The organism is Priestia megaterium, from assembly GCF_041941685.1.
Lineage (GTDB): Bacteria > Bacillota > Bacilli > Bacillales > Bacillaceae_H > Priestia > Priestia megaterium_C.
In genome coordinates this window covers 963,812-990,514 of sequence record NZ_CP130958.1, presented here as the reverse complement: position 1 = coordinate 990,514, position 26,703 = coordinate 963,812, and the positions used below count along the sequence as shown (strand labels likewise).

Annotated in this window: 23 protein-coding genes, 1 pseudogene and 1 riboswitch; of the genes and pseudogenes, 3 read left to right on the top strand and 21 right to left on the bottom strand. The window is 38.2% G+C overall.

What is annotated here, in order from left to right; all coding sequences use genetic code 11:
* Window positions 1-328: 328 nt before the first annotated feature.
* Window positions 329-526 carry a cold-shock protein gene (locus Q5794_RS05190; RefSeq protein WP_013055689.1) on the top strand — a complete coding sequence of 66 codons (198 nt, stop codon included), beginning with the start codon at window positions 329-331 and terminating at the stop codon, window positions 524-526.
* A 47-nt stretch (window positions 527-573) separates the two neighbouring features.
* Here Q5794_RS05190 and Q5794_RS05185 read toward each other — a convergent pair whose 3' ends face one another.
* From Q5794_RS05185 to Q5794_RS05145, 9 genes are all read right to left on the bottom strand, one after another.
* Window positions 574-1,902 carry an amidohydrolase family protein gene (locus Q5794_RS05185; RefSeq protein ID WP_214985075.1) on the bottom strand — a complete coding sequence of 443 codons (1,329 nt, stop codon included), beginning with the start codon at window positions 1,900-1,902 and terminating at the stop codon, window positions 574-576.
* 505 nt (window positions 1,903-2,407) lie between these two features.
* Window positions 2,408-2,509, bottom strand: a riboswitch (purine riboswitch).
* Window positions 2,510-2,670: 161 nt separating this feature from the next.
* Window positions 2,671-3,546, bottom strand: coding sequence for a sugar phosphate isomerase/epimerase family protein (locus tag Q5794_RS05180; protein WP_374988768.1), 876 nt, complete (start codon window positions 3,544-3,546; stop codon window positions 2,671-2,673).
* A gap of 91 nt (window positions 3,547-3,637) precedes the next feature.
* Window positions 3,638-5,086: an aldehyde dehydrogenase family protein gene (locus Q5794_RS05175; RefSeq protein ID WP_374988767.1), complete on the bottom strand. Its 1,449-nt coding sequence runs from the start codon at window positions 5,084-5,086 to the stop codon at window positions 3,638-3,640.
* Between the two features lie 151 nt (window positions 5,087-5,237).
* Window positions 5,238-6,194, bottom strand: coding sequence for a hydroxymethylglutaryl-CoA lyase (locus tag Q5794_RS05170; RefSeq protein ID WP_164797217.1), 957 nt, complete (start codon window positions 6,192-6,194; stop codon window positions 5,238-5,240).
* The gene (locus Q5794_RS05165) at window positions 6,194-7,402 is read right to left on the bottom strand and encodes a CoA transferase (protein ID WP_214985051.1); all 1,209 of its coding nucleotides are present in this window, start codon (window positions 7,400-7,402) and stop codon (window positions 6,194-6,196) included. The genes Q5794_RS05170 and Q5794_RS05165 overlap by 1 nt, the downstream gene beginning before the upstream one ends.
* 111 nt (window positions 7,403-7,513) lie before the next feature.
* Complete coding sequence (locus Q5794_RS05160; protein WP_013081988.1) at window positions 7,514-8,818, bottom strand: MFS transporter; 1,305 nt, start codon at window positions 8,816-8,818, stop codon at window positions 7,514-7,516.
* Between the two features lie 638 nt (window positions 8,819-9,456).
* A complete protein-coding gene (locus Q5794_RS05155; RefSeq protein ID WP_164797215.1) occupies window positions 9,457-10,353 on the bottom strand; it encodes a shikimate dehydrogenase in 897 nt (298 codons plus the stop codon).
* Between the two features lie 516 nt (window positions 10,354-10,869).
* On the bottom strand, window positions 10,870-11,448 hold the full coding sequence (locus tag Q5794_RS05150) for a VTT domain-containing protein (RefSeq protein ID WP_311591958.1): 579 nt from the start codon (window positions 11,446-11,448) through the stop codon (window positions 10,870-10,872).
* A gap of 235 nt (window positions 11,449-11,683) precedes the next feature.
* Entirely contained in the window at window positions 11,684-12,664 is a 981-nt protein-coding gene (locus Q5794_RS05145) for a zinc-binding dehydrogenase (protein ID WP_214985046.1), read from the bottom strand.
* 161 nt (window positions 12,665-12,825) lie between these two features.
* On the opposite strand from Q5794_RS05145, the gene Q5794_RS05140 reads away from it, so the two are divergent.
* Window positions 12,826-13,704 (top strand): LysR family transcriptional regulator, encoded by an 879-nt coding sequence (locus Q5794_RS05140; protein WP_164797214.1) that lies wholly within the window; start codon window positions 12,826-12,828, stop codon window positions 13,702-13,704.
* A 258-nt stretch (window positions 13,705-13,962) separates the two neighbouring features.
* On the opposite strand, the gene Q5794_RS05135 is transcribed toward Q5794_RS05140, so the two are convergent.
* The 5 genes from Q5794_RS05135 to Q5794_RS05115 all read right to left on the bottom strand — a co-directional run bounded on the left by Q5794_RS05135 (window position 13,963) and on the right by Q5794_RS05115 (window position 17,442).
* Window positions 13,963-14,577, bottom strand: a complete 615-nt coding sequence (locus Q5794_RS05135; RefSeq protein ID WP_374989197.1) for an AI-2E family transporter — start codon at window positions 14,575-14,577, stop codon at window positions 13,963-13,965.
* 65 nt (window positions 14,578-14,642) lie between these two features.
* Complete coding sequence (locus Q5794_RS05130; RefSeq protein WP_374988766.1) at window positions 14,643-14,996, bottom strand: hypothetical protein; 354 nt, start codon at window positions 14,994-14,996, stop codon at window positions 14,643-14,645.
* A gap of 168 nt (window positions 14,997-15,164) precedes the next feature.
* Window positions 15,165-15,818 carry a 5,6-dimethylbenzimidazole synthase gene (bluB, locus tag Q5794_RS05125; protein WP_013055676.1) on the bottom strand — a complete coding sequence of 218 codons (654 nt, stop codon included), beginning with the start codon at window positions 15,816-15,818 and terminating at the stop codon, window positions 15,165-15,167.
* A 464-nt stretch (window positions 15,819-16,282) separates the two neighbouring features.
* The gene (locus Q5794_RS05120; protein ID WP_214985040.1) at window positions 16,283-16,702 is read right to left on the bottom strand and encodes a hypothetical protein; all 420 of its coding nucleotides are present in this window, start codon (window positions 16,700-16,702) and stop codon (window positions 16,283-16,285) included.
* Between the two features lie 101 nt (window positions 16,703-16,803).
* A complete protein-coding gene (locus Q5794_RS05115) occupies window positions 16,804-17,442 on the bottom strand; it encodes a DUF1643 domain-containing protein (RefSeq protein ID WP_016763237.1) in 639 nt (212 codons plus the stop codon).
* 381 nt (window positions 17,443-17,823) lie between these two features.
* On the opposite strand from Q5794_RS05115, the pseudogene Q5794_RS05110 reads away from it, so the two are divergent.
* Window positions 17,824-18,473: pseudogene (locus Q5794_RS05110) on the top strand (hemolysin III family protein).
* A 42-nt stretch (window positions 18,474-18,515) separates the two neighbouring features.
* On the opposite strand, the gene Q5794_RS05105 reads toward Q5794_RS05110, so the two are convergent.
* The 7 genes from Q5794_RS05105 to treP all read right to left on the bottom strand — a co-directional run bounded on the left by Q5794_RS05105 (window position 18,516) and on the right by treP (window position 26,515).
* Complete coding sequence (locus Q5794_RS05105) at window positions 18,516-19,703, bottom strand: NRAMP family divalent metal transporter (protein WP_214985034.1); 1,188 nt, start codon at window positions 19,701-19,703, stop codon at window positions 18,516-18,518.
* 9 nt (window positions 19,704-19,712) lie between these two features.
* Window positions 19,713-20,468: a LamB/YcsF family protein gene (locus tag Q5794_RS05100; RefSeq protein ID WP_214985032.1), complete on the bottom strand. Its 756-nt coding sequence runs from the start codon at window positions 20,466-20,468 to the stop codon at window positions 19,713-19,715.
* An 11-nt stretch (window positions 20,469-20,479) separates the two neighbouring features.
* Entirely contained in the window at window positions 20,480-21,478 is a 999-nt protein-coding gene (locus tag Q5794_RS05095) for a biotin-dependent carboxyltransferase family protein (RefSeq protein WP_193426488.1), read from the bottom strand.
* Complete coding sequence (pxpB, locus tag Q5794_RS05090) at window positions 21,468-22,190, bottom strand: 5-oxoprolinase subunit PxpB (protein WP_214985029.1); 723 nt, start codon at window positions 22,188-22,190, stop codon at window positions 21,468-21,470. The genes Q5794_RS05095 and pxpB overlap by 11 nt, the downstream gene beginning before the upstream one ends.
* A gap of 355 nt (window positions 22,191-22,545) precedes the next feature.
* On the bottom strand, window positions 22,546-23,262 hold the full coding sequence (gene treR, locus Q5794_RS05085) for a trehalose operon repressor (RefSeq protein WP_057241514.1): 717 nt from the start codon (window positions 23,260-23,262) through the stop codon (window positions 22,546-22,548).
* An 88-nt stretch (window positions 23,263-23,350) separates the two neighbouring features.
* Entirely contained in the window at window positions 23,351-25,036 is a 1,686-nt protein-coding gene (gene treC, locus Q5794_RS05080; RefSeq protein ID WP_214985026.1) for an alpha,alpha-phosphotrehalase, read from the bottom strand.
* 15 nt (window positions 25,037-25,051) lie between these two features.
* Entirely contained in the window at window positions 25,052-26,515 is a 1,464-nt protein-coding gene (treP, locus tag Q5794_RS05075; protein WP_214985021.1) for a PTS system trehalose-specific EIIBC component, read from the bottom strand.
* Window positions 26,516-26,703: the final 188 nt, after the last annotated feature.

Sequence of the window (26,703 nt, the reverse complement as noted above, 5' to 3'; positions counted from 1 at the left end):
GTTGTAACCATTATAGTTACACATCACTCAATTTGTCAACCTCGCTATTCATTTTTTTTTACGAGATAAAAGATTTTAATGATTGCTAAAAATTCACAAAACAATAGCTCATTTACTATTTCAAAATATATCCATATTTTCAACTTATTTTTATCTCAGAGTACTTTTTTATGAAAAAAGGTTTCTTTTTTATAAAAAAGTGTTATAATAGGTTTATTATTTCTTGTTCGGTGTTAACAAATAGAAAGACTTTCTTTAAAGTGATTCTTATTGAAATTGAGCAGAGATAGTAATATATTCGTGGATTTTCCACACAGGAGGTACTACAATGGTACAAGGTAAAGTAAAATGGTTTAATGCAGAAAAAGGTTTTGGATTCATCGAAGTAGAAGGACAAGACGACGTATTCGTACACTTCTCAGCTATCCAAGGCGAAGGTTTCAAATCACTTGAAGAAGGTCAAGAAGTTACATTTGAAATCGAAGATGGAGCTCGTGGACCACAAGCTGCTAACGTTCAAAAGTAATTGATTAAGAAGCTGTCACATTAGTGACAGCTTCTTTTTATGTCTATTTAACCAATTAAAATTTGATTTTCCTGCCAAAGGTTAGTCAAGTTCGTATCAGCGAGCCGCTGATGCGTCTCTTTTACGCTAAGCCAGCGATGCTTGTTGAAAACAAAGCGAGTTTCGGGAAGTTCAGTCCATATTTCCTGTACAGACTGGACATTTAATAGAACAAAGTTTGCTTCGTTTCCTTCCTCCACTCCATACTTTTCTTTTCCAATCAGCCGGGCTGGTATACTTGTAATCATTCGGAGCAACTGCCGCTGATCATCCGGACTTCCCATATGTGCAGCATAGGCAGTTAGTAACCCTACTTGCAGCAAGTCTGCTTTTCCAAACGGATGAAAGGGGTCGTTCACGTTATCAGATGCAGTAGCAATTGGAATCGCTGCTTTTTGTATGTCGCGAATACGCGTTACGCCTCGTCTTACAATTCCTTTATCTTCTCTTCCCTGTAAATATAAATTAGAAGCAGGTAATGTGACAACTCCAATTTTCGCCTGTTTCAAAAGGTTTAAGATTTCTTTCACTTTTGCATCAGTCATTCCTGCAAGCGAGCAAAGATGCCCCACTACCACTTTTCCTTCCATATTTAATTCAATTGTTCTATGAGCAATATTAATTATTGTATCAACAGACGGATCATCGCTTTCATCCACATGTAAGTCAAGAGGTTTATTATAGGCTTGAGCCAGCGAAAATAGAGCATCAATCTCTTTTTCTGGATTTCTAGCAAAATGAGGACAGCCTCCAATCGCATCAATTTCAAGGTCGAATGCTCGTTCAATTTTATTCATCTTCTGCATATCATCAATGTCTAGGTTAGAGAATAGCGGAACAACCTGCACGTCCATATACGGGCTTAATTCATCTCTCACTTCGACAGCCGCTTGTAAACTTCGAAATAAACTATCTTCTTCCATGCTGCAGTCAAAATCAATATGCGTTCGAATCGTAGTCGTACCGTTAGCTAATGCCTGCAAAGCAGTTTTTAACATTCGCTGCTTAATTTCTTCTTCTGGAAAAGCCGGTAGGCTGCTGCTGTAATTTTTAATGGCTTCCTGAAGAGTTCCAGATATATTGGGCACTTGAGGAAGCGAATGAGCTTTGTCTAAATGCATATGCATATCTACAAATCCTGGTAATAGCACACGCCCCTGTGCATCAAGTGACGTTTCTTTTCCTAACACGGCCGCGTGTAGCGGAAAAAACTCGTCACCTTCAAGATAACCGTTTTGTAAAACGATAGAAGTATACATTCCATTTGAAATTTTCACTTCAAAAAGAGCGTGATCGTGCATAATTGGCAAACGAACATTAATTAAGTGAAGCAACATAATTCCCTCCTCAATTTTTCAACTTCTTCATTTTTCATAGACCGCTTTATCTTCTCTATCATTTATTGTTTAAAGCATTAATTCGCCAAATTTCGCAAATCACCTTCTCTTTAGAGACCTTTATTTACAGAGAAAAAAGCGAGCGCAAAAAAAAGAGCAGCGTCCCCACGCTGCTCATCAAAGAAAAAATGCTAGAAAATAGATAGAATGTACTTCCCATGGTTAAATGAGGGCTTACAGATAAAGCTTCAGTGAGTGATTTCATGCTTTGCATCGCTATTCTCCCCAGAAAGCAATGCAGATACAAACAAGAAATTTCCATCACTCGCTCATACTGTAAATAGACACATAAGAAAAAGCCCAAACAAAGGCAGGTCTCTCAAATACAATGAGCAAAAACCTACCCGCCTGGGCTTTTATCCCTTCGGTGTCATATCCACTTCTTTTCAAAAATGAATATGTGAATCGCTTGGACCAAACTTTCTACTAACGTAAAAATGGGAACCTAGATTCACTTTTTACTCATAGTCCTATCATTTACGGTGATAAGGTAGAAACGTCTGAGCCATATTCTCAAACATATATGAGTGAACCGTATTTAGCTTTTTCTTGTCTACAAATATACTATAGGTCTTTCTGTAAGTCAACTATAAACGAATAATCTTTTTAATAAAATTATATATAGTTCGCCTTTTACAAAAGTTTACTTTTTTAAAAAGTTTGTTAAACTATTTAACATCAGTTAGACCTAAAAGGGTATACAAGAACCTATCGTGTAGAATGAAAACGCAGCTGATCTTGTCCCACAGCGTCATGAGAAACATACTTCTTGCGCGGATGCTTATCTAAGTATTGTTTAGCAGTTTGTAAACACTGGCGCGCAAACTCTTCATATCCTAGTTCGTTGGCACGTTTTACATTTGGCAACTCTATGGAATAAGGAACCTGCGGGATACGATTAATAATACTTGCAACATCAATACCTTCTTCATTTAAATACAATCGTTCTTCTCTAAGAACTCGAGTCATCTCCTCCTTTGAACTCGGAATTTCCGCAGAAGCATTGCAAAGATGAAGATAGCGAAACCACTCACGAGGCACGTCGTCCAAATCTTCCACCTTATCTCCTGATCGATGAAAATGGTGGATATCAATCATAAGACCTGCATTTTCACGATTAGCCGTATGAAGAACATCCATTGCGCCTTTAAGGTTGTATACGCTCGCAATAGGAACAAATTCTAATTCAATGGATAACCCAAAAGGCTTAGCTAGATCACAGAGTTCAGCAAAGCATTCGATACCAAAATTGCGATCGTCCGTCCAAATGCTGCTAAGGACGTGACGTCCTCCAAGTTCAGCAGCTGCTTCCATTGCAGGCAAGTAACGTTTTGGATCAACTCCTTCATAGATACGTGCTAACTCTATATCAAGAAGCTTCACTCCTGTATCTGACATAGCAGATTTTGTTTCTCGCATCAGCTGCTTATTTTCAGCTAACGCATAGTTAGGCTCTCCAGGCAACCCCATGTAAATAGGCCTTAAACTAACAAAATCATATCCTGCCTTCGCAGCCATATACGTCATTTCAGGCGGCGAACATCCAAGAACAGTAAGATACGCAAGGGAAAATTGATTAGGCATTTTATAAATTCCTCCTTTATTCAAATGAATTAGATCGATCTAATTAAAATGACGATATATACTTATAAACGTCCTACATATTGATTTGATTTTAATTCTCTGTAGGCAGTCTGAATACAATCATCTTCGTTTCAGTCATTTCTTCAACGGCGTAACGTGGACCTTCTCTGCCAATACCGCTGTTTTTCACTCCGCCATATGGCCAATGATCTAATCTAAAGTTAGATGTTCCATTAATAACTACACCGCCCATTTCAAGAGAATGAGCTACTTTATAAGCCAAATCCATTTTGTTCGTAAAAATCCCTGCTTGCAGACCAAAAGCAGAATCATTTGTCTCTTGAATAGCCTCTTCAATCGAATCGTACGGCACAATACTAATAATAGGGCCAAATACTTCTTCACAAATAACTTTACTTTCTTTAGAAGGGTTTAGTAGAACGGTAGGTTCCACCGTAGCTTCGCGGCGCTTTCCTCCGCATATCACTTGTGCCCCCGACTGTACGGCCTCATCAATCCAGCCCGTCACTCGCTCAGCTGCATAGACATCTACTACGCACCCTACATCCGTATCAGGCAATAAGGGATCTCCGATTTTAAGTTTCAGCACCTCTTCTTTTAAAAGATTGGTAAACTCAGAGACCACAGATTGATGTACATAAATTCTCTGAACAGAGATACAGCTCTGCCCAGAATTGCTAAATCCGGTTTTAGCACACATAGCCGCAGCACGGTTTAAATCTGCGTCGTTATGGACGATCGTTGCAGCATTTCCTCCTAGCTCTAGCAATACTTTTTTCATTCCAGCTAGCTCACAAATGTTTTTACTAGCTACCGTTCCACCTGTAAATGAAATAATGTTCACACGATCATCTTTTACAATTTGCTGTGCAACCTGTCTTCGACCAAGCACCATATTTACAGCATCTTTAGGAAATCCCGCCCGCAGCAGCAGCTTTAAGAGCTCTGTTGCAATTAAAGTTGTTTGCGAAGATGGCTTTAAAATCACGCTATTCCCAGCAGCAATAGCCGGCCCAATTTTATGGCATACAAGATTTAAAGGGGCGTTAAACGGTGTGATAGCCGCTACAACACCAACGGGCACTCGGAAAGTAGATGCAATAGCTTGTGCGCCTCGTTCTGAAACGTCACCCGGCAATGTTTCACCAATCAATCTTTTTGCTTCTTCCCCTGACAGTTCCAATGTTTCGATTGAACGGGCCACTTCGTCCAGCGTATTTTTCAAAGGCTTTCCTAATTCTAAAGAAATAAGTCGAGCGAATTTTTCTTTCTCTTGTTCTAGTAATAGAGCCGCTTTCTTTAAAATTTTAGAACGCTGGTAAGAAGAAAGGGCGGCGACATGTTTTTTTGCTTCATAGGCTGATGCTAATGCTTTTTCAACATCTTCTTCATTCGCTAATAGCTGCTCACCTATGACTTCTCCAGAATAGGGGTTTTTTATTAAAGTAACTTCTCGATCTTCAATAATCCATCCACCGTTAATATAAGGCTGTGATTTTTTTTTAATAGTTTCTATCATGTTTAGCACCAACTTTTCATTTTTATTAAACAAACTTTTATATAAAACAAGGCCTGAACGTTTTTACATGAGAAGAAAATAGATCGATCTAATTTATTTTAATTTAAATGCTCCCATCACCTCCTAAAAGGCTATCATGTTCGCGGCTTAGTTATACTAATTTCTCTTGAACCTTCGGCTTGGCATGAAGTTCTGAGCAAGGACCTGCTTGCAGCATATAGCTTCCACCGTCATGACCAATTACTTGCTTCACCTCTTTTGCTGCTTCAATAAGCTTGTTAAGATCAATGCCCGTATGAATTCCCATTTCACTTAATCCATGAACCAGATCTTCTGTAGCTATATTTCCAGTGGCGCCTGGAGCGTAGGGACACCCTCCTAAACCGATAATAGAACTATCAAAATGAATAACCCCCTGCTGCAAAGCAGCCACTACATTAGAAAATGCCATTCCTCTCGTATTGTGCAAATGCATGGAGAAAATAATGCCGGGATAATTTTGTTTAAGAAACCCTAGCATACGATACACTTGCTGAGGATTTGCCATCCCCGTTGTATCCGCTAAAGAAATTTCTTCGACACCCATCATTCTGTATCGTTCTACAATAGAAGAAATGCGTTCTATAGCAACTTTTCCTTCATAAGGACATCCAAACGCTACCGAAATTGAACCTCCCACTTTAACATTATGCTTTTCCGCTAATTCGATAATAGGATAAAAACCTTTTTGGGCTTCTTCTACAGAACAATTTGCGTTAGATAAGCTGTGAGAATCGGTAGCTGAAAGCATCAGCTTTAACTTTTTCACTCCGGCGTCAATGGCTCTCTGTGCACCTTTTACATTCGGCACTAACGCGCGAAATTTGATATTTGTTAAATCTTGAACACTTTCTACGACCTGCTCGGCATCCTTTAACTGAGGAATCGCTCTCGGGTGTACAAAAGATGTAATTTCCATTGATTGAATGCCTGTCTTGGCTAGCTGACGGATAATAGATATTTTTTCTTCTGTAGGAATCCACTCATGTTCAGCTTGAAACCCATCCCTTGGGGCTACTTCACAGATTATGACTTTTTTCGGTAATTCTATTTTTTGAATAGTATTCATTAAATAACCCCCTTTTCTTTTAACATCGCTAAGTCTTCACTTGATAACCCCAGTTTTCCGCCTAGAATTTCTTCATTATGTTCTCCCAATTCAGGGGCACGATGACGAATTGCTCCCGGTGTATGTGAAAACTTTGGTACTACTCCCGGAACCTTAATTTTTCCTAGGCGGGGGTGCTCTACTTCTACAATGTTTTCTCGTTCTCTATACTGAGGATCATTAAATATATCTTCAATGCTGTAGATAGGACTAACTGGCACACCAAATGAATCTAACTTTGCCTGCAGCTCGTCTTGAGTGAAGGACTTAATCCAATTTGACACAATTTCCTGAACTTCATGATCATGCTTTAGACGCTCTACGTTTGTATAGTATCGCGGATCCTTTAACATATCTTTTCTTTCCATTGCCTCTGCAAGACGATCAAAGGTAGAATCTGTACTGCATACTAATACAACAAACTTTCCGTCTTTTGTTTCATATGTGCCTGCAGGGCTTGAGTGACCTGCAAGTCCAGGGCTTCTCTCTCTTACTTTTCCGTTTTGATCATATTCAGCGATTAAAAACTCCATCATTCGAAAAATAGATTCATATAATCCCATTTCTACTACTTGACCTTCCGGCTGTTCGTGTACATCTCTATGATAGATAGCGCTTACACAAGCGAACGCAGTATATATGCCCGTTACATAATCTAGTAAAGAGTAAGAAGGACTGACGGGCGGACGATCTGAATATCCTTGTAAATAAGTATGTCCGCTAAATGCTGTCCCAGGTGTACCGAATCCAGCTTTTTCTCGATAAGGACCTGTTTGTCCATAACCTGATACGCGCACCATTACTAGCTTAGGGTTAACTTTTTTAAGCTCTTCATATCCTAAGTTCCATTTTTCCAGTGTACCGGGACGAAAATTTTCAATTAAAATGTCTACTCCACTAATTAGCTTTTTGAAAATTTCTGCTCCTTCTTCTGATCGAATGTCCAGCGTAACGGACTTTTTATTGCGAGCAAGTCCCGGCCACCTTAAGGGTTCAGTCCCTTTCCAAGGCCCTACAGTCCGAAGCGTATCTCCTTTTCCCGGAAGTTCAATTTTGGTTACTTCCGCCCCCAAGTCCGCTAGTAAAGTAGCTCCAAAGGGAGCAGCAATCATAGTAGAAATATCTAGTATTTGAACTCCTGTTAAAGGTCCATAATTTTTGGTTAACACGTTGAATCCCCTCCGGTAATAACTGTTTGTATGCTTAACTAATATAATTAATTAGTAGATTTCCTTTGATATGTTAAAAACGAATACCATTAGTCGAAATATTAAGATTATTTATTTTTCTAAAGTTAACTCTTTTTCTTCTAATAGGATAGACTCTTTGCTTTCAATCGGGTCTAAATCTGTTAATAAGAACGTATAGCTTAAAATTCCAATCACTAAAAAAGCAGCTGCTAAAAGGAAAGCATACATAAATGAACCCGTGGCCTGAACAATGAACCCAGTCGTAATAGGTGCAACAATAGCCATCGAGTTATTCCCGAATGTTAAAAGTCCCGTTAATGTTCCTACCGTTCCTTTTGGTGCAATAAATGTAGGAATGCTGTAGGCAACAGCAGATGTGACAACAAGACCTCCAAGTGCTGTTGAAATCCAAAATACAGCTACGTTCGCACTGTGAGTAAACGCTGCCCCAATAATTGACAAACCAAATACCATACCTATTACTAGAAAAAACTTGCTGACACGCGTCCGGTTATACCCTTTGTTAATAAGACGATCAACAAGCCAGCCCCCGATTACTATTTCAGTAATGGTACCTACAATCCAAGGTATGGCCGAGTACCAGCCTGATTTTAAAATAGACATGTTCATTTCTGTTGCTAAATATCCAGGAAGCCAAGTCAAGAACAAAAACCATGAGTAGCCGTATGCCGCAAACCCAATGAACACTGCCCAGACTTTTCTTTTAGTTAGCAAATATCGAATGTTCTCCATTGCACTGCCTTTAACTTCTTCTGAACTTTGAGAACCGCCTTGAACAATGTAGTCATATTCTTCTTTCGTCAAACGCTCATCTTCATGAGGTTCACGATACCAGATCCAATAAACAATAGCATATATGAAACTAAGGATAGCAGTTGCTAAGAAACCGCCTCGCCAGCCCCACTCTGTTACAATTAGTGCTAATATAGGCGCCCCGATGGCGTTGGAAAGTTTGGATTGAGAATCATAAGCTGCGATAGCTTTTCCGCGTTCCTGACGCGGAACCCAATGGCTAACTGCTTTAGCAGCAGATGGAAAGAATGGTGCTTCTCCAACTCCTAACAGCACCCGAGATAAAATAATTAACCCCCATCCATTTGCTACTGCAGTTAAAAGACAAGCTACTGTCCATATCACGGTCGCTACACGCGTTACCCATTTTACGCCTATTTTATCTAGCAAAGGCCCTATAGGAAGTTGAAGTAAAGCGTAAGACCATGCAAATGCTGATAGGAAAATCCCCATCTGACCTGCTGTCAAGTTAAATTCTTTTTGTAACAATGGCATAGCAATGGACATATTAATTCGATCAAAATAGTTTACAACTACACCAACCGCAATCAAGAATACAATCGACCAACGATGTTTTTTCATTCTTTTCCCTCACTCATAAGATTTTAAGTATGCGCTTTCATTTTTGTGAAATATTTCTTTGCTCAGATCCCATTTATAATTGCTTGCTTACATAAAGTCTGTCTGAACTAAAGTTGAAAGATGGCAATGCTGAAAACCTAATCCTCTAGCTATTTACTTATTCTTTTATCTTTTCGTAAAAACATTTTATTACTGGAATTAAAAAAATTAATACAAAGTTCTAATTAGAACGATCTAATTTTTTATTAGAACGATCTAATTGCAGCGGGAATCTCTTCACATATTGCGGAATGGTGCTGTATATTTTATGATCTACTCAAATATCCGAACGTGATGATCAATGTCTGCTTTTTTAATTTCTCATTGTAACACCTGACTTTTTTCGCTAAGCGTCGTCTTTTGACACAGCCTAATATAAAATCAATTCAAACTTGAGTTTTAGTATACTGAATTACATTTGCCTGCGCAATATATATTTTTAATTTTTAGAAAATTAAAATAAACACTTTTTTAATATAATAAATTCAAAAAAATAACTGTATTAATTTTACAAACACTTCTCTTATTGCGTTAAAGAAATAGAAAATACAGACACTTCATTCGTACAATTTTCTAGTAAGGTTTGAAGATACGAGTTTTCAATATTGTAAGCTTGGTTCAAACATTTGTTCCTTAATGTAATCCACAGGCATCTCTTTTCCTGTCCACAATTCAAACGCCATGGCCCCTTGCCAGATCATCATTCCTATTCCATTAATGGTGTGACATCCAATTGATTCAGCTTGTTCTAACAGTTTTGATCTCATAGGCATATACACGACATCTGTTACAATTAAATCACGGCGCAGCATTGATATATCTTCAATAATGCTGAATTCTTCTAACGGTTTCATTCCCACTCCTGTTCCATTTGTCAAAATATCGCTCGTTTTAATTTCTTCTCTTAACCTGTCTGTATCCTCAAGAGAATACAGCTTCGCTTTACATGAAACATGTTTCATCTCTTCATTAATAATTTTTACGTTTTCGACAGCTTTTGAATAAAATTCATCGTGACGAGCAAAAATTGTTAATTCTTCAAGTCCTTCTAAAGCCGCTTGAATAGCAATAGGCGTCGCTGCTCCACCCGAACCGATCAACGTCATTTTTTTCCCTGTGATATCCACGCCGTGCTCTTTTAAATTTCGAATGTAACCCATACCGTCTGTGCTGTGCCCAACTAGTACGCCATTATCGTTTACGACCGTATTGACAGCTCCTGAAAATTTGGCGCTGTCTGCTAATTCATCAAGAAACGGGAGAATTTTTGTCTTATTGGGCATGGATACATTAAAACCTTTAACATTTAACGCTCTCAGCCCTTTAATCGCATCTTCTAACGAGTCATTTCCTACCTCAAAAGCTAAATAAGCATAATTTAATCCCAGTTTCTTAAAGGCCATATTATGCATAGATGGTGATAATGAATGTCCAATTGGAGTTGCTAAAAGGCCGATGAGCTGAGTTTTGCCATTAATACGCCCTACGCTTTTCATGATTTTACCTCCTGTTTTATTAAAATTTCAGAAATACTTGTGGTACCTAACCTGTACTTTTTAAGCTTATTTTCAGTTACGATCAAACACATTTCACATTCATGTAATACGGGTAATTAGATCGATCTAATTTTAAGATATACTCACTATTCAACCAACCTGTAACAAGCTGCATTCAAAACCAAAGCTGCTCTACTCACATGTAAAAAGAAAGAAATCGCTTACAAATTTACGGTTTTAATAACATACGTTTAACACGTACTGTACGTCTTACCTCCCTTCACAAGGCAGCATTTCTCAACATTACTAGAAACAAAGCTTTCACCTATACCTGGCTTCTTTTATTAAATGACTGCAGTAAACACTCGGTGAACCAAGACAACTCTTAGCGACCTTATATATCATAGTATCACATTTTTTTAAAAGGAAAAATGTTTTTTTGTTACTTTTCAGAAAAATCTTTTTATTTAAAGAATTTCTTTATATTAAAATAAAGCTATAACCATAATTATAGCTTTATTCTTGAGCGTGGCTTTCTCTTCTCTTTTTCATCCACCAGCCTGCGCCAGCTATCACTCCGATTATAAGAATAACAAATATTAAACGATCAACATCATGCAAATATTTTTGGATTTTTTCAATATCTCCAAGTCCTCCTACATAGAGCAAAAAAACAAACCACGGAAAAATGCCTAGGGTACTGTATAAAACAAAGTCCCTAGATTTGATTTTACTAAGGCCTGCCAAATAGGTTATATAGTTTGCGATACTGATGGGACGAGAAATCGTAATACTCCATTTTCCATATTTATGAAACCATTTTTGGGCACGCTTTATATTTTTTTCACCAAACCAGCGCTTGGTAATAGATTCAAACCTGTATCCCATAACGAACGGAATATAGTTGAATGCGATATAAATAACGGTATTGACAGCTGAAACAATAAGGATTTTCCATATTGAGAGCTGCAGCACCGAGCCAATAAGCAAAATCGATAACGTACACGGAAAAGGAATTGCCGCAGCTTCGATTGCTGTAGCAATAAAGATGCCCACTATGCCTAAATTTTGTACAAAATCAATAAACCCTTGCACCTTTTTTCTCCTTTCAATCATACAAATTTCACGTTCTTTCATCATAACTCAAACTATTCAAAATTTCACGATTTCAAAGCAATTTTACTAGTAAAAAAAGCTCATACGCACCCGTTTGCTCTATTTGATTATCTTCTATCATATGCAGTTCATAAGTGAAGTAACGCAAAAAAAGAAAATAGCAGAAAAAACCTCTTTTATTAGTTGTAATAAAAGAGTCTTTTCTGTCCTGCTATTATTTAACTTTAGCAATAATTTTCCCTTTCATGTGGCGTTTTGAAAGCTCTTCTAATGCACTTGGCACTTCTTTTAACGAGATGATGCGCTCAATCATCGGAGCTACTTTCTTCTCTGCTACTAATGCTAAAAGCTCACCGCCCATTTTTGCTAAATCCGCTTGCGCAATCATGTCATCAATGTGGTGTGCAGCATTTAAAGCTACTTCATGATAAGAAATCACCTTTGTAAAAGGCTTTACTTTTGTATAATCAGGTGCACCAGCAATATGTGCTAAATGTCCTCTATAGGCAATCATATCTAAAGAATCCGTTGCGTTCTTTGCGCTCACCGTGTCAAGCACAGCATCTACGCCGCGGCCATTTGTCAGCTCCAATACTTTTTCCACGACATTTTCCTCGCGATAATCAATTACATAATCAGCTCCTAACGACTTCACATACTCATGATTATGTGCTGAAGCTGTTGAGAAAACGGTTTTTCCAGCGTTTTTAGCAAGCTGCACGCCAAAGCCCCCTACGCCTCCAGCTCCTCCGTGAATTAAGATGGTTTGAATATGGTTCATTGGAAGTTTACGAAATAGTGCTTCATACGCCGTGTAACCTGCAGTAGGCAAAGCAGCAGCTTCTTCAAATGTAACAGCATCAGGAATGCGCGAAATTGAATGAGCAGTTGTAACCGCATATTCAGCATATCCGCCTTTTTTCATAAAGTCGCCGTGATAGACAACGCGGTCTCCTTTTTTCCAGCCGGCTACTCCTTCACCAATTTCATCAATTGTCCCAGCTACATCTAAACCTAGAATGTGAGGATATGTCCAATGAGGGTTGCCGTTAGTAGCCGTTTTATAATCTACGGGATTAAGTCCCACTGCGTGAACTTCAACTACTACTTCCCCTTTATTTGGAAGAGGTTTTTCTATTTCTTCTACTTTCATTTCTGTCCATTTATTTTTATCTTGCAATAATAATGCTTTCACAGTCTAACTCTCCTTTTTAAATCATTTGCCTAGCGTTGCTTTTATTATTTTATCTAAAAATGATTTGCTTACTATTTTTATTTTAAAGAGAGCTTGTCTATAATACAAATTAGAAAATAAATAGATATCCATAAATAAATTTATAAGAAAGGATGACATAAATGATTGATTTTGAATGGTATCGTAGCTTTATTAGCATTTACAAATATCGATCCGTTTCTGAAGCAGCCAGAGCGAGGATCTTAACGCAGCCGGCCATGAGTCAGCACTTAGCTGCTTTAGAAGCTGAAATAGGCGAAGGTTTATTTATCCGTGCACCGAGAAAGATGATTCCAACAGAAAAAGGTAAAGAACTGTACACGCGTATTGTCCCGTTAATTGAAAGTCTAGAAGCTGCTTCAATTGAATTAAAAATGACCGCTTCATCTCCCGACGCGCTGCCGGTCGTAAAAATTGGTTCTCCCGTAGAGTATTTTACCGAACAAGCTTTAGAAAGAATAAAGGATGCAGGCATCCGCTGCTACAGCCAGTTTGGTATTGCTTCTGTTTTGCTTGAAAAGATACAGAGCGACGAAATTGATATTGCGATTACAACCCAAAGATTGCAAATACCTGGAATTGAATATACGGTCATTGAAGAAGAAGAGTTTGTCTTAACCGTCCCTCCTTCTTTTGAAATGACAGCTAGTAAAGACGTAGAAGATTTTTTATATAATCAGCGGTGGATTAGCTATGGTCTTGAACTTCCTATTATCAGGAGATTTTGGCGGCAACATTTTAAAAAACGACCTGAAATTCAGCCTCATCATGTGATTCCAAATCTTCAAACGGTGTTAAAAGCCATTCAGCATCACATGGGGATCAGCCTGCTTCCCCGCTATTTAATTCAAGAAGCGCTTCGAGAAAAAAAAGTGAAAATCGAACTTGAACATTTAGCAGTAAAAAATCAGATCTTTCTTGCTTATAAACTTAAGCATCGCGATCATCCTACTATTCAAAAAACGATACGCTCGCTAAAAAAAGAAGAGGTTGAGAAATAACGACATGAATCCATTCTAAGGACGAACAAACAGGATATATGAGATATATGAGCTGAGCCGCTTGTGACACCGCAGTTGATTTCCATGCAAGACTTCGCTTTCCGCGGGCGGCCGATGAGCCCGCAGGAGTCTTCGCTTTGCCCTCCAATCAACTGCTAGAAGGAACGAAACAGATGAAACCTACGTTCACCATAACAAAAAAAACGAACCACGAATCAAACATCTTGATTAATGGTTCGTTTTTCACCTCGTCTAAAATCATTTTGTCCCAGTCTCTTCTTTTTTTGACAGTTGCTGTGCTGAATCTACTCCTACTAAATCTAAAAAGAAAATAAAAATAGGAATACCAAGAATCAGCCCCCATATGCCCAAGAAGTGTTCACCAAACACTAAAATGATAAACGTAATGAACGTTGGCAAGTTTGTTTTAGATGACATGAGCTTTGGATTTAATACATAGCTTTCAAGTGCGTGAAGTACTACCACCATAATTAACACAGATAGTACTTTTACACCGCCTCCTAAACTGTAAGCGATTGTACAAAGTGGAATGAGTGAAACAAATACCCCAAGAACCGGCACTAGCCCTAGTAGAAAGACCATAACGCCAAGTGCAAGCAAATTAGGAAATCCTAACACCCACAGCGCAATAACGGATAAAATGCTGTTCACAAAAGCGATAATAAACTGAACTTCTATTACCTTGCCGAAGGAATTAACAAATTTTCTCCCCAAGTAGCCCGCTTCTTTGAAAAACCAGCCCAGCCTAGATTGTTCCAGTTGGACAAATAATCGGTGAATCCGCGACTTTTCAAGTAAAAAGAATAGGCTTAACAAGAGTGCTAAGAAAACTTGTGCACTTACTTTTCCAATATTAGATAAATAGCTGTATACTAAATCAATATTCTGCTGAATATTCTCTGGTGATTTGAATCTCTTTAGATTATCGATAATATAGGTGACGAATGTATTATCAGGGGGTGCTTGTAAAAATACATCAGCTTCTGTACAAGCTCAGTAACTTGCGTCATAATAACCGGGATATATACATATCCTACAATACCGAGGGCCCCAATCAGTGCGATATAGATGACGATGAGTATAAGCGTTGAATTAAGCGTAAGCTTTCTTCTTAACGTTTGTTGAAGACGACCAATTAAAAAGGTAAAAATAAACGTAAATAACAGCAGCTGAAGCATACTTCTAATGCTGACAAGTAAAACTGTAATGACAATAAGCGTAATGATGCGAACAGTAAGTTTGTTGTGAAGCCAACTTCTTGCAATATTCATGAAACCTTCAATTCTCCTATCTCTCTTTTTCCCAAGTCATTTGTATACATATAAATAAAACGGATACGCTAGACGCTCATATCCGCTTTCGCTATATATAGTGTATCATTTAATATTCAAATTTTACTATATTTCGGCACTTTTTAGTATGTCTTTATTTTCTCTCCGCTATTCTTTTTCATTTTCCCATACATTATGATAAATTAGCTTGTCTAAATCCCTTCTTTTTTCCCAGTTAGCTTGTTCTAAGATTGGTTTCTCAGGATATTTATCTGTATAGCCAATTGACATGAGCGCTACAGGATCAATATGAGGAGGAATATGTAAAATGTCACGTACATCATTTTTCTTGTAAAAACTTACCCACCCCATTGCCAGTCCTTCTGCATATGAAGCAAGCCACATATTTTGAATCGCACACGCAGTTGACATCATATCGGTTTCTGGAATTGAGTTTCTTCCGAGAACATGAGAGCCCCCTCTTGTTGGATCACACGTTACGCAAATAGTTAATGGCGCTTCTTTTAATCCTTGAATCTTTAGCTCTAAAAAATCTTCTTTCTTTTCACCTTCATAATGAATAGCCAGTGCTCTTCTCTCTTTATCTGCTGCCCAGGCAAGTTTATTTTTCACTTCTGTATCAGATACTAATATAAAATTCCAAGGCTGCATAAACCCGACGGAAGGTCCGCTGTGAGCAGCCTGCAGAATGTTATAAACCGTTTCATTCGGAATCTCATCAGACAAAAATGTTCGTACATCTCTTCTTCCGTAAATCGCTTTGTATACCGCTTGCTTTTCGTCGTTTGTAAACGAATTCATCTTCTTCAACCTCCATTAAATTCTCTCTTCAACTATTTTTCTAAAAAAACATTAAAAAAATGTGATCCAAACTTTATGTTTTCTCGTATTACTATATGAATCTATCATAAAGGAGGTTGCAAACATGTTCAACGACGTTTTAATGAACTTATTTAACGCGGTAAGCAGCATCATTAACACAATTGGATAATTTGATTGTACATATTCAGTAAGAGAGGAGGCATATTACATGCTAAACGAGGTACTTATGAACTTTTTTAACGCAGTAAGCAGTATCATCAACACAATCGGATAAAAAAAGCACAAAGAAAAGGGTAACTGCCATTACCACCGTCTTTATGCTTTACTAGTTCAAAATCATATATTTTACAATAAAAAGAACTCTTTGATTAGGAGTTCTTTTTACTTATCCTAACATGTTCCCTTTTATTTGTATATATGCCTTGCCATTTCAACAGATTCACTTATATGTTGCAAGCATACACATAGGTCTGCAGCTCGTAGTGCAGTTCTTTTAAGTCTTCAGCTGCTTGAGTCAATAACTTCTTTCGCTGAGCTGTATACACATCTAGAATAGCTCTTTCTACTTTTACCTTTTCTTCATATAAAATATCTAACTTATCTTCATTTCCTTCAAGGGAAATAGGCTTTAACATAGCAAATTGATAAATGGGTTGTCCATAATCCAATTTTGTTAAAATAGAACCTACTAATACATCCTGCGAGCATTCATATACGAAGTTTAACAGCGTACTTAATTCTTCTAGACGAGAAATATCCAGCTCTGCATTTTCGTTGATCACAGCCCCTATATATTGAAAGCAATCTTCTTCTAACTCATTATAAATAGTTGTGATGCGGTGCAATACTTCATTCAATTTCATAAAGTTCCCCCTTCACACACGCTTCTTGATACAACCATATGACAAAACTTGGTGTTTTATACTAACGAAAAAGCGAGGAATATAAACCTCGCTTCTTCTTTTTACCGATACATACTGGCAATGTCTTCAATAAACATAAGCGGTTCTTCTTCTGTTAGTTGTTTAATTGGAGAATAATCCTCTCCACCAAAACTTTGATCTATGTCTTCAATAAACGAAGAAACTTCTTCCGACTCTTCACGATTAGCCGGCATTTCGTATTTTTGTAATTCTGTGCGGTGCACGACGGATAAAATATGGCGAGGAAATTGCTGCTTCGTTTTTCCAAAACAGTATACCGGCTTGTGTTTCAAAAAGCGTTCTACTTCCTCTTGCCGGTTATAAATGCTTCCATGATCACCCCAAGCTACCACAACCAGTTCAGCATCTTCCACTGCTTTTTGAATATATTCACCTGTTCTTGTTCCAACAGCTTCTTCTTTTGAAAGCATGCGTAAAAACGAAACATGATCGGTTTGATAGCTGAATAAATAAACGATTTCTAAGACTCCAAATCCCCACTTTTGCGCCAGTTCTATGCATTTGGATACAGCTGTATCGTCGCTGTATTCATACGTATTTTCTGGAAATGACAAGATAAACGTAAGTTTACGTTCGTTTACTTCACTCCATTTGCATAATAGAGAGTATTTGTATGTGCCTGTTTCATCAAAAATAACTTCTTTTTTCACTGCTTCCATCCCCCTGCCTTCTTACAATCTTGTTACTTATCTATTGCAAATGAGCTAAGCAGTAATCGTAACCTTGACTGTTAAAAGTTTTATTTTATATGTATTTCAAAATCATGCCTTCATGACAACTTTTCTTCCATTTTTTCAAAAAGTAATTTTTTCTTCTATACATGCTTTTTACAGCTAGTGAACATTCACATATACATCTTTCCTCTTTTCGGACCTCCAGTCAAAATAGATAAAATCAAAAGAATGGTCTATAATAAAGAAATAACCAATGACTTTTTCACTCATGTTTTTGACAGTTACGGATTTTTCTCAGCAGGTATGTTCAAAACTGATCCTCTGAGAAAATAGAAAATAAATTTGTGTAAAGAAAGGATTTTGTAAATGGCTACTACACACACATTTACAAGAGGAGAAGAAATTGCAAATGCGATTACACACGGCGTTGGAGCCGTACTCAGCATTGTTGGATTAACGCTTTTAATCGTACTTTCTTCGTTAGAAGGAACGCCTTGGCATGTTATCAGTTTTACTATTTACGGAGTAACCATGCTGCTTCTCTATGTCTCCTCTACGCTTGTCCATAGCTTTCCGGAAGGTAAGGTAAAAGATCTTTTTGAGATATTTGACCACTCTTCTATTTATTTGTTTATTGCCGGTACGTACACTCCATTTTTATTTATCGCAGTAAAAGGAACCACCGGCTGGACACTTTTTGGAATTGTATGGGGCATCGCTCTTGCAGGAATTGTATTCAAAGTTTTTTTGTAAAGAAATTCCTTTTTATTTCCACCATTCTTTACGTATTTATGGGATGGATGATTGTGTTTGCTTGGGATTCGTTAACTCAAAACATTGCCCATCAAGGAATTGTCCTTCTCGTAGTTGGAGGCGTATTGTATACAATCGGGGCCGTTTTTTACGTATGGCGAGGATTTCGTTTTCATCATATGATTTGGCATATGTTTGTTCTTGGCGGAACCGTACTCCACTTTTTAGCAATCATTTTATATGTATTGCCTATAACCAATTAAAAAAGGGCCTTCTGGCCCTTTTTTAATTGGTTATAGAATTCCTTACCACAGTTTTGCCATTTGAGTCAAAAGCGTATAGACTCCTAGCACAGCCATAATAACAACCACAAAACCGCCAAAAACGGTCAGCCAAGCCGGATGCTTGTAATCGCCTACTATCTTCTTTTTATACGCCGCTATCAGCATTGTTCCGAGTGTAATAGGTAAGATTAACCCATTTAATGCTCCAGCTAAAATAAGCAGAGTGACCGGCTGACCAATCGTTAAGAAAACCAGGGTTGAAATCGTAATAAATGCAATGATAATCCAGTTTTCATATTTCTCAATCCTTTTGCTGAAGGATTTAATAAAGGAAACCGATGTATATGCCGAACCAATAACTGAAGTGATAGCCGCCGCTGCCATGACGACACCGAATAATTTATAGCCAATATCCCCTGCGGCTAACTGAAAAACAGAGGCAGGTGGATTATCAGGATTCAGTTTTAATCCTTGGCTCAACACACCTAATGTCGCTAAAAATAGAAAAATTCGAATGATCGAAGCAATCGTAATACCGGATACTGCTCCTCTTGTTACTTCAGGAATCGCGGCTTTTCCTTTGATTCCTGCATCTAATAAACGGTGACCTCCTGCAAATGTAATATATCCTCCTACTGTTCCTCCTACAAGAGTAACAATCGACATTACGTCAATGTGATCCGGCCAAAATGTTTTAGAGACTGCTTCTCCTAATGGCGGAGCGGAAGAAACTGCAACATACACCATTAAAACAATTAATATTCCGCCCATTAATTGAGCAAAACGATCCATTAATTTTCCGACTTCTTTGACTAAAAAGATTGCGATAGAAATGATGGCTGTAATGACTGCACCCGCTTTAGGAGAAATACCAAATAGCGCATTGAAGCCAAGACCTGCTCCTCCTACGTTTCCAATATTAAATGCTAAGCCTCCGATTACAATTAAAATAGCAATAAATAAGCCGAGACCTGGCAAAACATTGTTAGCGATATCCTGTGCTCTTTTTTCTGAAACGGCAATAATACGCCATACGTTTAGCTGAACGCCAATGTCTAATAAAATCGACAGTAAAATGACAAAACCAAAACTTGCGGCGAGAGCTTGTGTAAAGACCGTTGTTTGAGTTAAAAAACCTGGACCCACTGCTGAAGTAGCCATTAAAAATGCTGCTCCGAGCAGCACACTCCAGTTGCGTTCTTTTTTCATGATGTCACCTCATTGTGGTTGAATAATGATTTGTTCTTCTTTTAGCTTGTCACAAATAGCTTTGGCAAATTCAACAGCATGTGCACCGTCTCCATGAATACAAACGGTATCTGCTTGAATGGGAATCTCTTCGTTTTGCACAGTGAATACTTTCTTTTCTTTGACCATTTTAATTACTTGAGAAATAGCCGCTTCTTCATCTTGAATCACGGCGTTTTCAATGTTTCTCGGCGTCAGCATGCCGTTCTGTTGATAGGTTCGATCTGCAAATACTTCCTGAGACGTACGCAAGCCTATTTCGTTTCCGGCTTTAATCAATTCACTTCCAGCCAAACCATATAGAATAGCTTCCTCACTAACATTATAAACAGCTTCAGCAATAGCTTTAGCTATGTCTCGATCCCCTGCAGCCATATTATATAAAGCGCCATGAGGTTTCACGTGATGAAGGGTCTCTCCTTCTGCACGTATAAAAGCTGAAAGAGCCCCCATTTGATACACCATTAAATCATAAGCTTCTCGAGGCGTAATTTTCATATATCTACGTCCAAATCCAGCTAAATCTTGCAATCCGGGGTGCGCGCCAATCGCCACATTTTCACTCAAAGCCAGCTTAACTGTTTCTCTCATAACTGAAGGATCTCCGGCATGAAAGCCACAAGCAATGTTTGCTGACGTTACATAGCGTAAAATTTCTTTATCATTTCCTAATCTATAGTTCCCAAAACTCTCCCCTAAGTCACAGTTCAAATCAACGGTAGCCATCTTCTTCCCCCTTATATTTTCATTCGAAGTGCTCTTTTAATATGATTTATTTTCTTTTCCTGCTCCATATATAAATGCTGCGCTTCATCCAGTGAAATTGCTTGAAAAGAAACCTTTTTCCCTGGAGAAATTTGCGCCAGCGCTGAAAAATCTGCAGTTGCTACCTGTCCGATTCTAGGATATCCTCCTGTCGTTTGATGATCTGCTAATAAAACAATGGGCTGTCCTTCTTTTGGTACTTGAATCGTACCGAACGTCACAGCGCTAGAGAGCAGCTCTTTTTCTTGACCAAGGACTAATTTCTTCCCTTTTAGCCTATAGCCCATGCGGTCAGATTGAGGGGTAACATCAAATTCTTGATTAAAGAAATGTTGTTGACTTTCTTTTGTAAACCAATCAAATTCCGCACCTTTCATCGTGCGGATAATAGGCGTCTCGTATGAAGGAAGAAGTTTAGGGTGAATCGTCCAAAAAGCCTGCTGAAAAGAGCGGTCCGTTTGCTTTTTCACCAGTTTCTTTATAATTGCTTTCCCTGTTTCTGTAGGAGGGTGGCTTAATACTTCGTCCCCTGACTGTAATGCTTTACCGTGCAGCCCCCCTATCCGAGCGCGAAGTGAAGTAGATGTACTTCCCATAACTGCAGGAACATTAAAAGCACCGGAAACCGATAAATAAGAACGGCACCCTAAAGTCGGAACACCAAACTGTAGCACGCTCCCTTTTTTCACATATAAAGGCCGCCACATCTTTACGGCTTCATCATTAATAGTTGGCGATAAATCCCCTCCTGTCAGGGCAATCAAAACATCTTGCTGAAATTCAATTTTTGGTCCCATTAACGTAATTTCAACAACCGGCTGGTTTTCTTGATTTCCTACTAATAAGTTGGCAATCCTTAGAGCAACTTTGTCCATTGCCCCGCTGACAATCATGCCGTCCTTTTGATATCCATGTCTGCCGATATCTTGAATCGTTGTTAATAAACCGGGACGTATCACTTTAATACTCATCTTCATCCACCTCCTTTTGGGCTTCATATTCCGTTTCAGAAATGGAAACAAATCGGATACGATCACCTGCTTGAAGCAAGCTTGGCGAATCTTTTTTTGGGTTAAATAGTGTAAGAGGAGTACGCCCGATTAACTGCCATCCTCCAGGTGTCTCAATTGGGTACACGCCGGTTTGCATTCCTGCGATGCCAACTGATCCTTTTGGGATGCTGTTTCTCGGTGATTCTTTTCTTGGGGTCGCAATTTCTTTGCTCATCCCTCCCAAGTAAGGAAAACCAGGAGCAAAGCCTATCATATACACCAAATATTCTCCATTTGTATGAATGGAGATAACTTCATCAGGCGTTAATGAATGAAAAGCGGCTACCCTCTCTAAGTCCGGGCCGTACTTTCCTCCGTAACACACCGGAATTTCAATTTGTCTAGCGATCGCTTCAGATTTTTCTTCCTGGAGGAAAAGCAGTTCTTCAATATATGTAGATATTGCTGTGTAAGGATTTCTTCTTCCTTTTTCACTCATTATCCAAGGATCATAATAGATTGTAACTGTTGTAAAAGCCGGCACATATTCAATCATTCCCTTACATAATGATTGCTCTAGCACCTCAGTAAATTGCTGAATACGTTTATGTATGCCGAAATTAATTTCGTCTCCAAATGAAACGACAATGCCGCTGTCACCAAGAGGATAAAGTTGATAATCGTGACTCATTCCGTCTCCTCCTTTTTACTTAGTATTGTTTGAGCAGCTCCCTTTAATGCTGTAGTTAGATACATTCATTAGAATTACTAATGGAATTGTTGTTTTCAAATAACATTTTCTTATATATCTAATAAAAAAAAGAACAATAAATCTCTATCCTGTATGGATAACATTATACAAATATAAAATAATCTTATGTTCTACTAAAACAAACTCCAAAGAAAAATTCAACCTTTTTAAAGTTTTATCGTCAAAAGGATCACGTTTTTTCAATTTTCCCCATAAAAAAACTGCTTTGTTTTTTATACCAAAGCAGTTTTTTGTAAACATGTACAAAAAGGAAAAACTCATGGGCAGTAAAACATTATATACCTCTGCGAGCAAAATCTACAAAACGAAACTTATCAAGACGATGACGTGATTCCGTATATTGAAAAAGGCTTGCGTCTTCTAAATACACATAGTTTCTTACTACCACAATATGTTCATAGTCTTTTAAATCTAAGTACCACTTATCTTCGTCCGTCAGCTCGTCAACGGAAATTTCTTTTTTGGCAAAGCTTATTTTCAGCCCAAGATCTTTTTCTAAGTATTCATAAATAGAGCCTTTGCATATGTCTTTTGTGAGGTGAGGAACATACTTTTTATGAAAAAAATCTTTATCTAAAATAATTTTCTCTCCATCGATTTCACGAGCTCGAACCACTTTCCATATGAGATCTTTTTTCGTCACCCCAAGCTGTGTGCACAGATCTTGATCGGCCTTAACTAATTCAAATTCTTTTACAATAGTAGTCGATGTATGTCCTAACTTTTCCGCCACTTCTTTGAAGCTAACAAGTCCTGATACTGGAAAATCAAAGCGTGATACGTCCAATACAAATGAGCCTTTTCCTTTCATTTTTTGAATGTACCCATTTTGTGAAAGTAAATTTAACGCTTTCCGTATCGTTTCACGAGACGTTTGATACTGTTCAACAAGCTCATTTTCAGAAGGAAGTTTTGTATTGGGGCGCCAGTCACCACGTTTAATTTTATCGACTAACTGTTCGTAGATGCTGATAAATTTATTTTCTTTCAATTGCCATCACCTATTTTACTTTCTATATATACCCAATTGTATAAAAAGAACGATAGATTGTCACCCATCGTTCTTTTTACTTTTTTCTCTATTTTTTTAAATGATACACGATTGATTCATACGGCCGAAGTAAGACTCGCTTGAATTCCTTTGATGAATCTTCGTAGTTAGACAACAATATTTCACTATGATATCCTTCAAAAGTTATATCTTCTGGCAGTTCAAAGGCTGTTTCGCTGCCGTAGAAATTATTTATCACCAACAGCTTTTCATCTGCTCCATTTCGGATATAAGCGAAAATCTGCTCGTCTTCTCCAAGAATTAATTCATAGTTTCCATAGTTGATAATCTCGTACTGCTTTCGCAGTGCAATAAGCTTTTGATAAAAATAAAAAATTGAATCTTCATCATCTAGCGCTTTTTCTACATTAATTTCACGGTAGTTATCGGCCGGATTAATCCATGGCTTTCCTTTTGTAAAACCTGCATTTGGCTCATCGCTCCATTGCACCGGTGTACGGGAATTATCTCTTGATTTATGTTTTAAAATCTCCAAAATTTCATTTTCGTCCATTCCTTGTGCACGTTTTATTTCATACACATTTAATGACTCCACATCTCTATATTCATCAATAGAGGAAAACTTCGGGTTTGTCATCCCTATTTCTTCCCCTTGATAAATATAAGGTGTTCCCTGCATCAGATGAATCGTTGCAGCGAGCATTTTGGCAGATTTATTATGATAGAGTTCATCGTTTCCATAGCGGGAAACAACGCGAGGCTGATCATGGTTGCACCAAAATAGTGCATTCCATCCCCCTCCTTTATTCATCTCCGTTTGCCAAGTTGATAGAATCTCTTTTAATTTAATGAAATCAAAATCTGCTAGCGCCCACTTTTCTCCGTTTGGGTAATCGACTTTCAAATGATGAAAATTAAACGTCATGCTAAGCTCGCCCCGGTCCGGATGAGAATATTGAATACAGTGGTCAACAGTTGTCGACGACATTTCCCCAACAGTCATGCTATCGTATTTTGAAAAAACTTCTTGATTCATTTCTCGCATATATTCGTGAACGCGAGGACCGTCGGTATAAAATTTCCGTCCATCTCCTGGCGCGATAGAACCATCATCATCTAAAAAGCGCTGATCTTTTGAAATTAAGTTAATAACGTCCAGACGAAATCCATCTACTCCTTTTTCAAACCAAAACGTCATCATATCGTACACGCTCCGGCGCACACGCTCATTTTCCCAGTTCAAATCCGCTTGCGTGACATCAAACAAATGCAGATAGGATTGTTCTGTCAGCTTATCATGCTCCCACGCCGAACCTCCAAATTTTGAAACCCAATTCGTCGGAGCACTTCCATCTTCTTTTTGATCTTTCCAAATATAAAAATCTCTGTACGGGTTATCTTTCGATTTTTTAGCTTCTTGAAACCATTCATGTTCAGTTGACGTATGATTAACAACAATATCCATGATGATTTTAAGATCCCGCTTATGCGCTTCTGTTATTAAACGGTCGAAGTCCTCCATTGTTCCGTATTCTTCTTGAATAACAAAATAATCACTTATATCATATCCATTATCCCGCTGCGGCGATTTATAAATTGGCGTTAGCCACACAACGTCTACGCCAAGCTTTTTCAAATAATCTAGCTTTTCAATAATACCAGCTATATCACCCACGCCGTTGCCAGTCGTATCGTAAAAGCTTTTAGGATAAATTTGATAGACAACCGATTTTTTCCACCAAGGTTCTTGCATTTTTAACACCACCATTTAATTCTTTGGATTATGTTGAAACGATTCTGTATCCGCGACAGTTGATGTAACGGTTGATTTTTTCTGAAGCTTTCCAAGCGTTAACGTTAAAAGAAACGGCACCACAATTACGATTACCATTCCACTAATAAAAGCTGACCAGCTCTGTGGAACAATCGATAACGGAGCTGGGATACCACCAATTCCCACCGATGCTGCTTTCACTCCTGCCACGGATATGACGACACCTGCAATAGCTGAACCAATCACTGCAGAAATAAAAGCGAATCTAAAGCGTAAATTCACACCAAACATTGCAGGTTCCGTAATGCCAAGCCACGCTGAAATCCCTGACGTTAAAGACAGTCCTTTTAATTTCTCATCGTCTTTTGAAAGAACCATTATCGCGAAAGCCGCAGAGCCTTGTGCAATATTAGATAATGCTACCATTGGCCATAAGAACGTACTTCCTACGCTTCCAATCAGCTGTAAATCTACGGCCAAAAATGTATGATGCATGCCTGTAATAACAAGGGGAGCATATAAGCCTCCGTATACAAGCCCTCCAATAAATGGAGCCGTTTTAAACAGCCATACAACTGCACCTGTAATCACATTTCCTATTGCAAATGTAATCGGACCAATCACAATGAAAGCGAGAAACCCTGTTACTAAAAGAGCTACAGGCGCTACAACTAAAAGCTGAAAACCATCTGGTATTCGTTTTCTTAGAAATAATTCGATTTTTGCCAGTACAAACGAAGCAGCTAACACAGGTAAAACCTGCCCTTGATAGCCAACCTTTTCAACATGCAGGCCAAATAAATTCCACGTATCAATACTTCCTTTTTTTAATGCTTCTCCATAAGACCAGGCATTCAGCAAATCAGGATGGACCAGCATGAGCCCAAGGACAATTCCAAATAAAGGACTTCCTCCAAAACGCGTAACAGCTGACCATCCAATCAGAGCCGGCAAAAAGGCAAAAGCCGTATTGGCAATTAAATTAATCATGCTCGCGAAGTCTTTCCACTGTGTATGAACATCTACGATTGATTTATCATCGTAAAAAATTCCGGCTCCTGTTAATACATTATTGATTCCCATTAATAAACCTGCAGTTACGATTGCCGGTAAAATGGGAATAAAAATGTCAGCTAATGTTTTTATTGCGCGCTGCAGAGGATTTAAGTTTTTAGCCGCTTCGTTTTTCAATTCCTCTTTTGAGAGTTCCCCTATCCCTGTAAGCGTCACCATTTCTTTGTATACTTTATCGACCGTGCCTTGACCAATAACAACTTGAAACTGGCCGTTTGTAGAAAAAGATCCTTTTACCAATTCGTGCTCATCTAGCATACGTTGATTTACTTTACCTTCATCTTTTAAAACAAGTCGAAGGCGCGTTACACAATGCGTTGCAGCAGAGATATTTTCTTTTCCGCCAACGGCTTCTACAATGCGTTCAACAGATTCTCGATTCATGTCTTTTCCCCCTTGTTTCCGTTTTCATTTTACTCCTGTATTTCCTATCCCCCATATAAATTTCACCGCAAACTTGTATATACAAGTTTTATATTTTTATTCTAACCTGTATATACATGTTCGTCAACAAAAATAAAATTACTTCTTTTTCATTTCATGATATAGTCAAAAAGCAAAGTATATAGAAG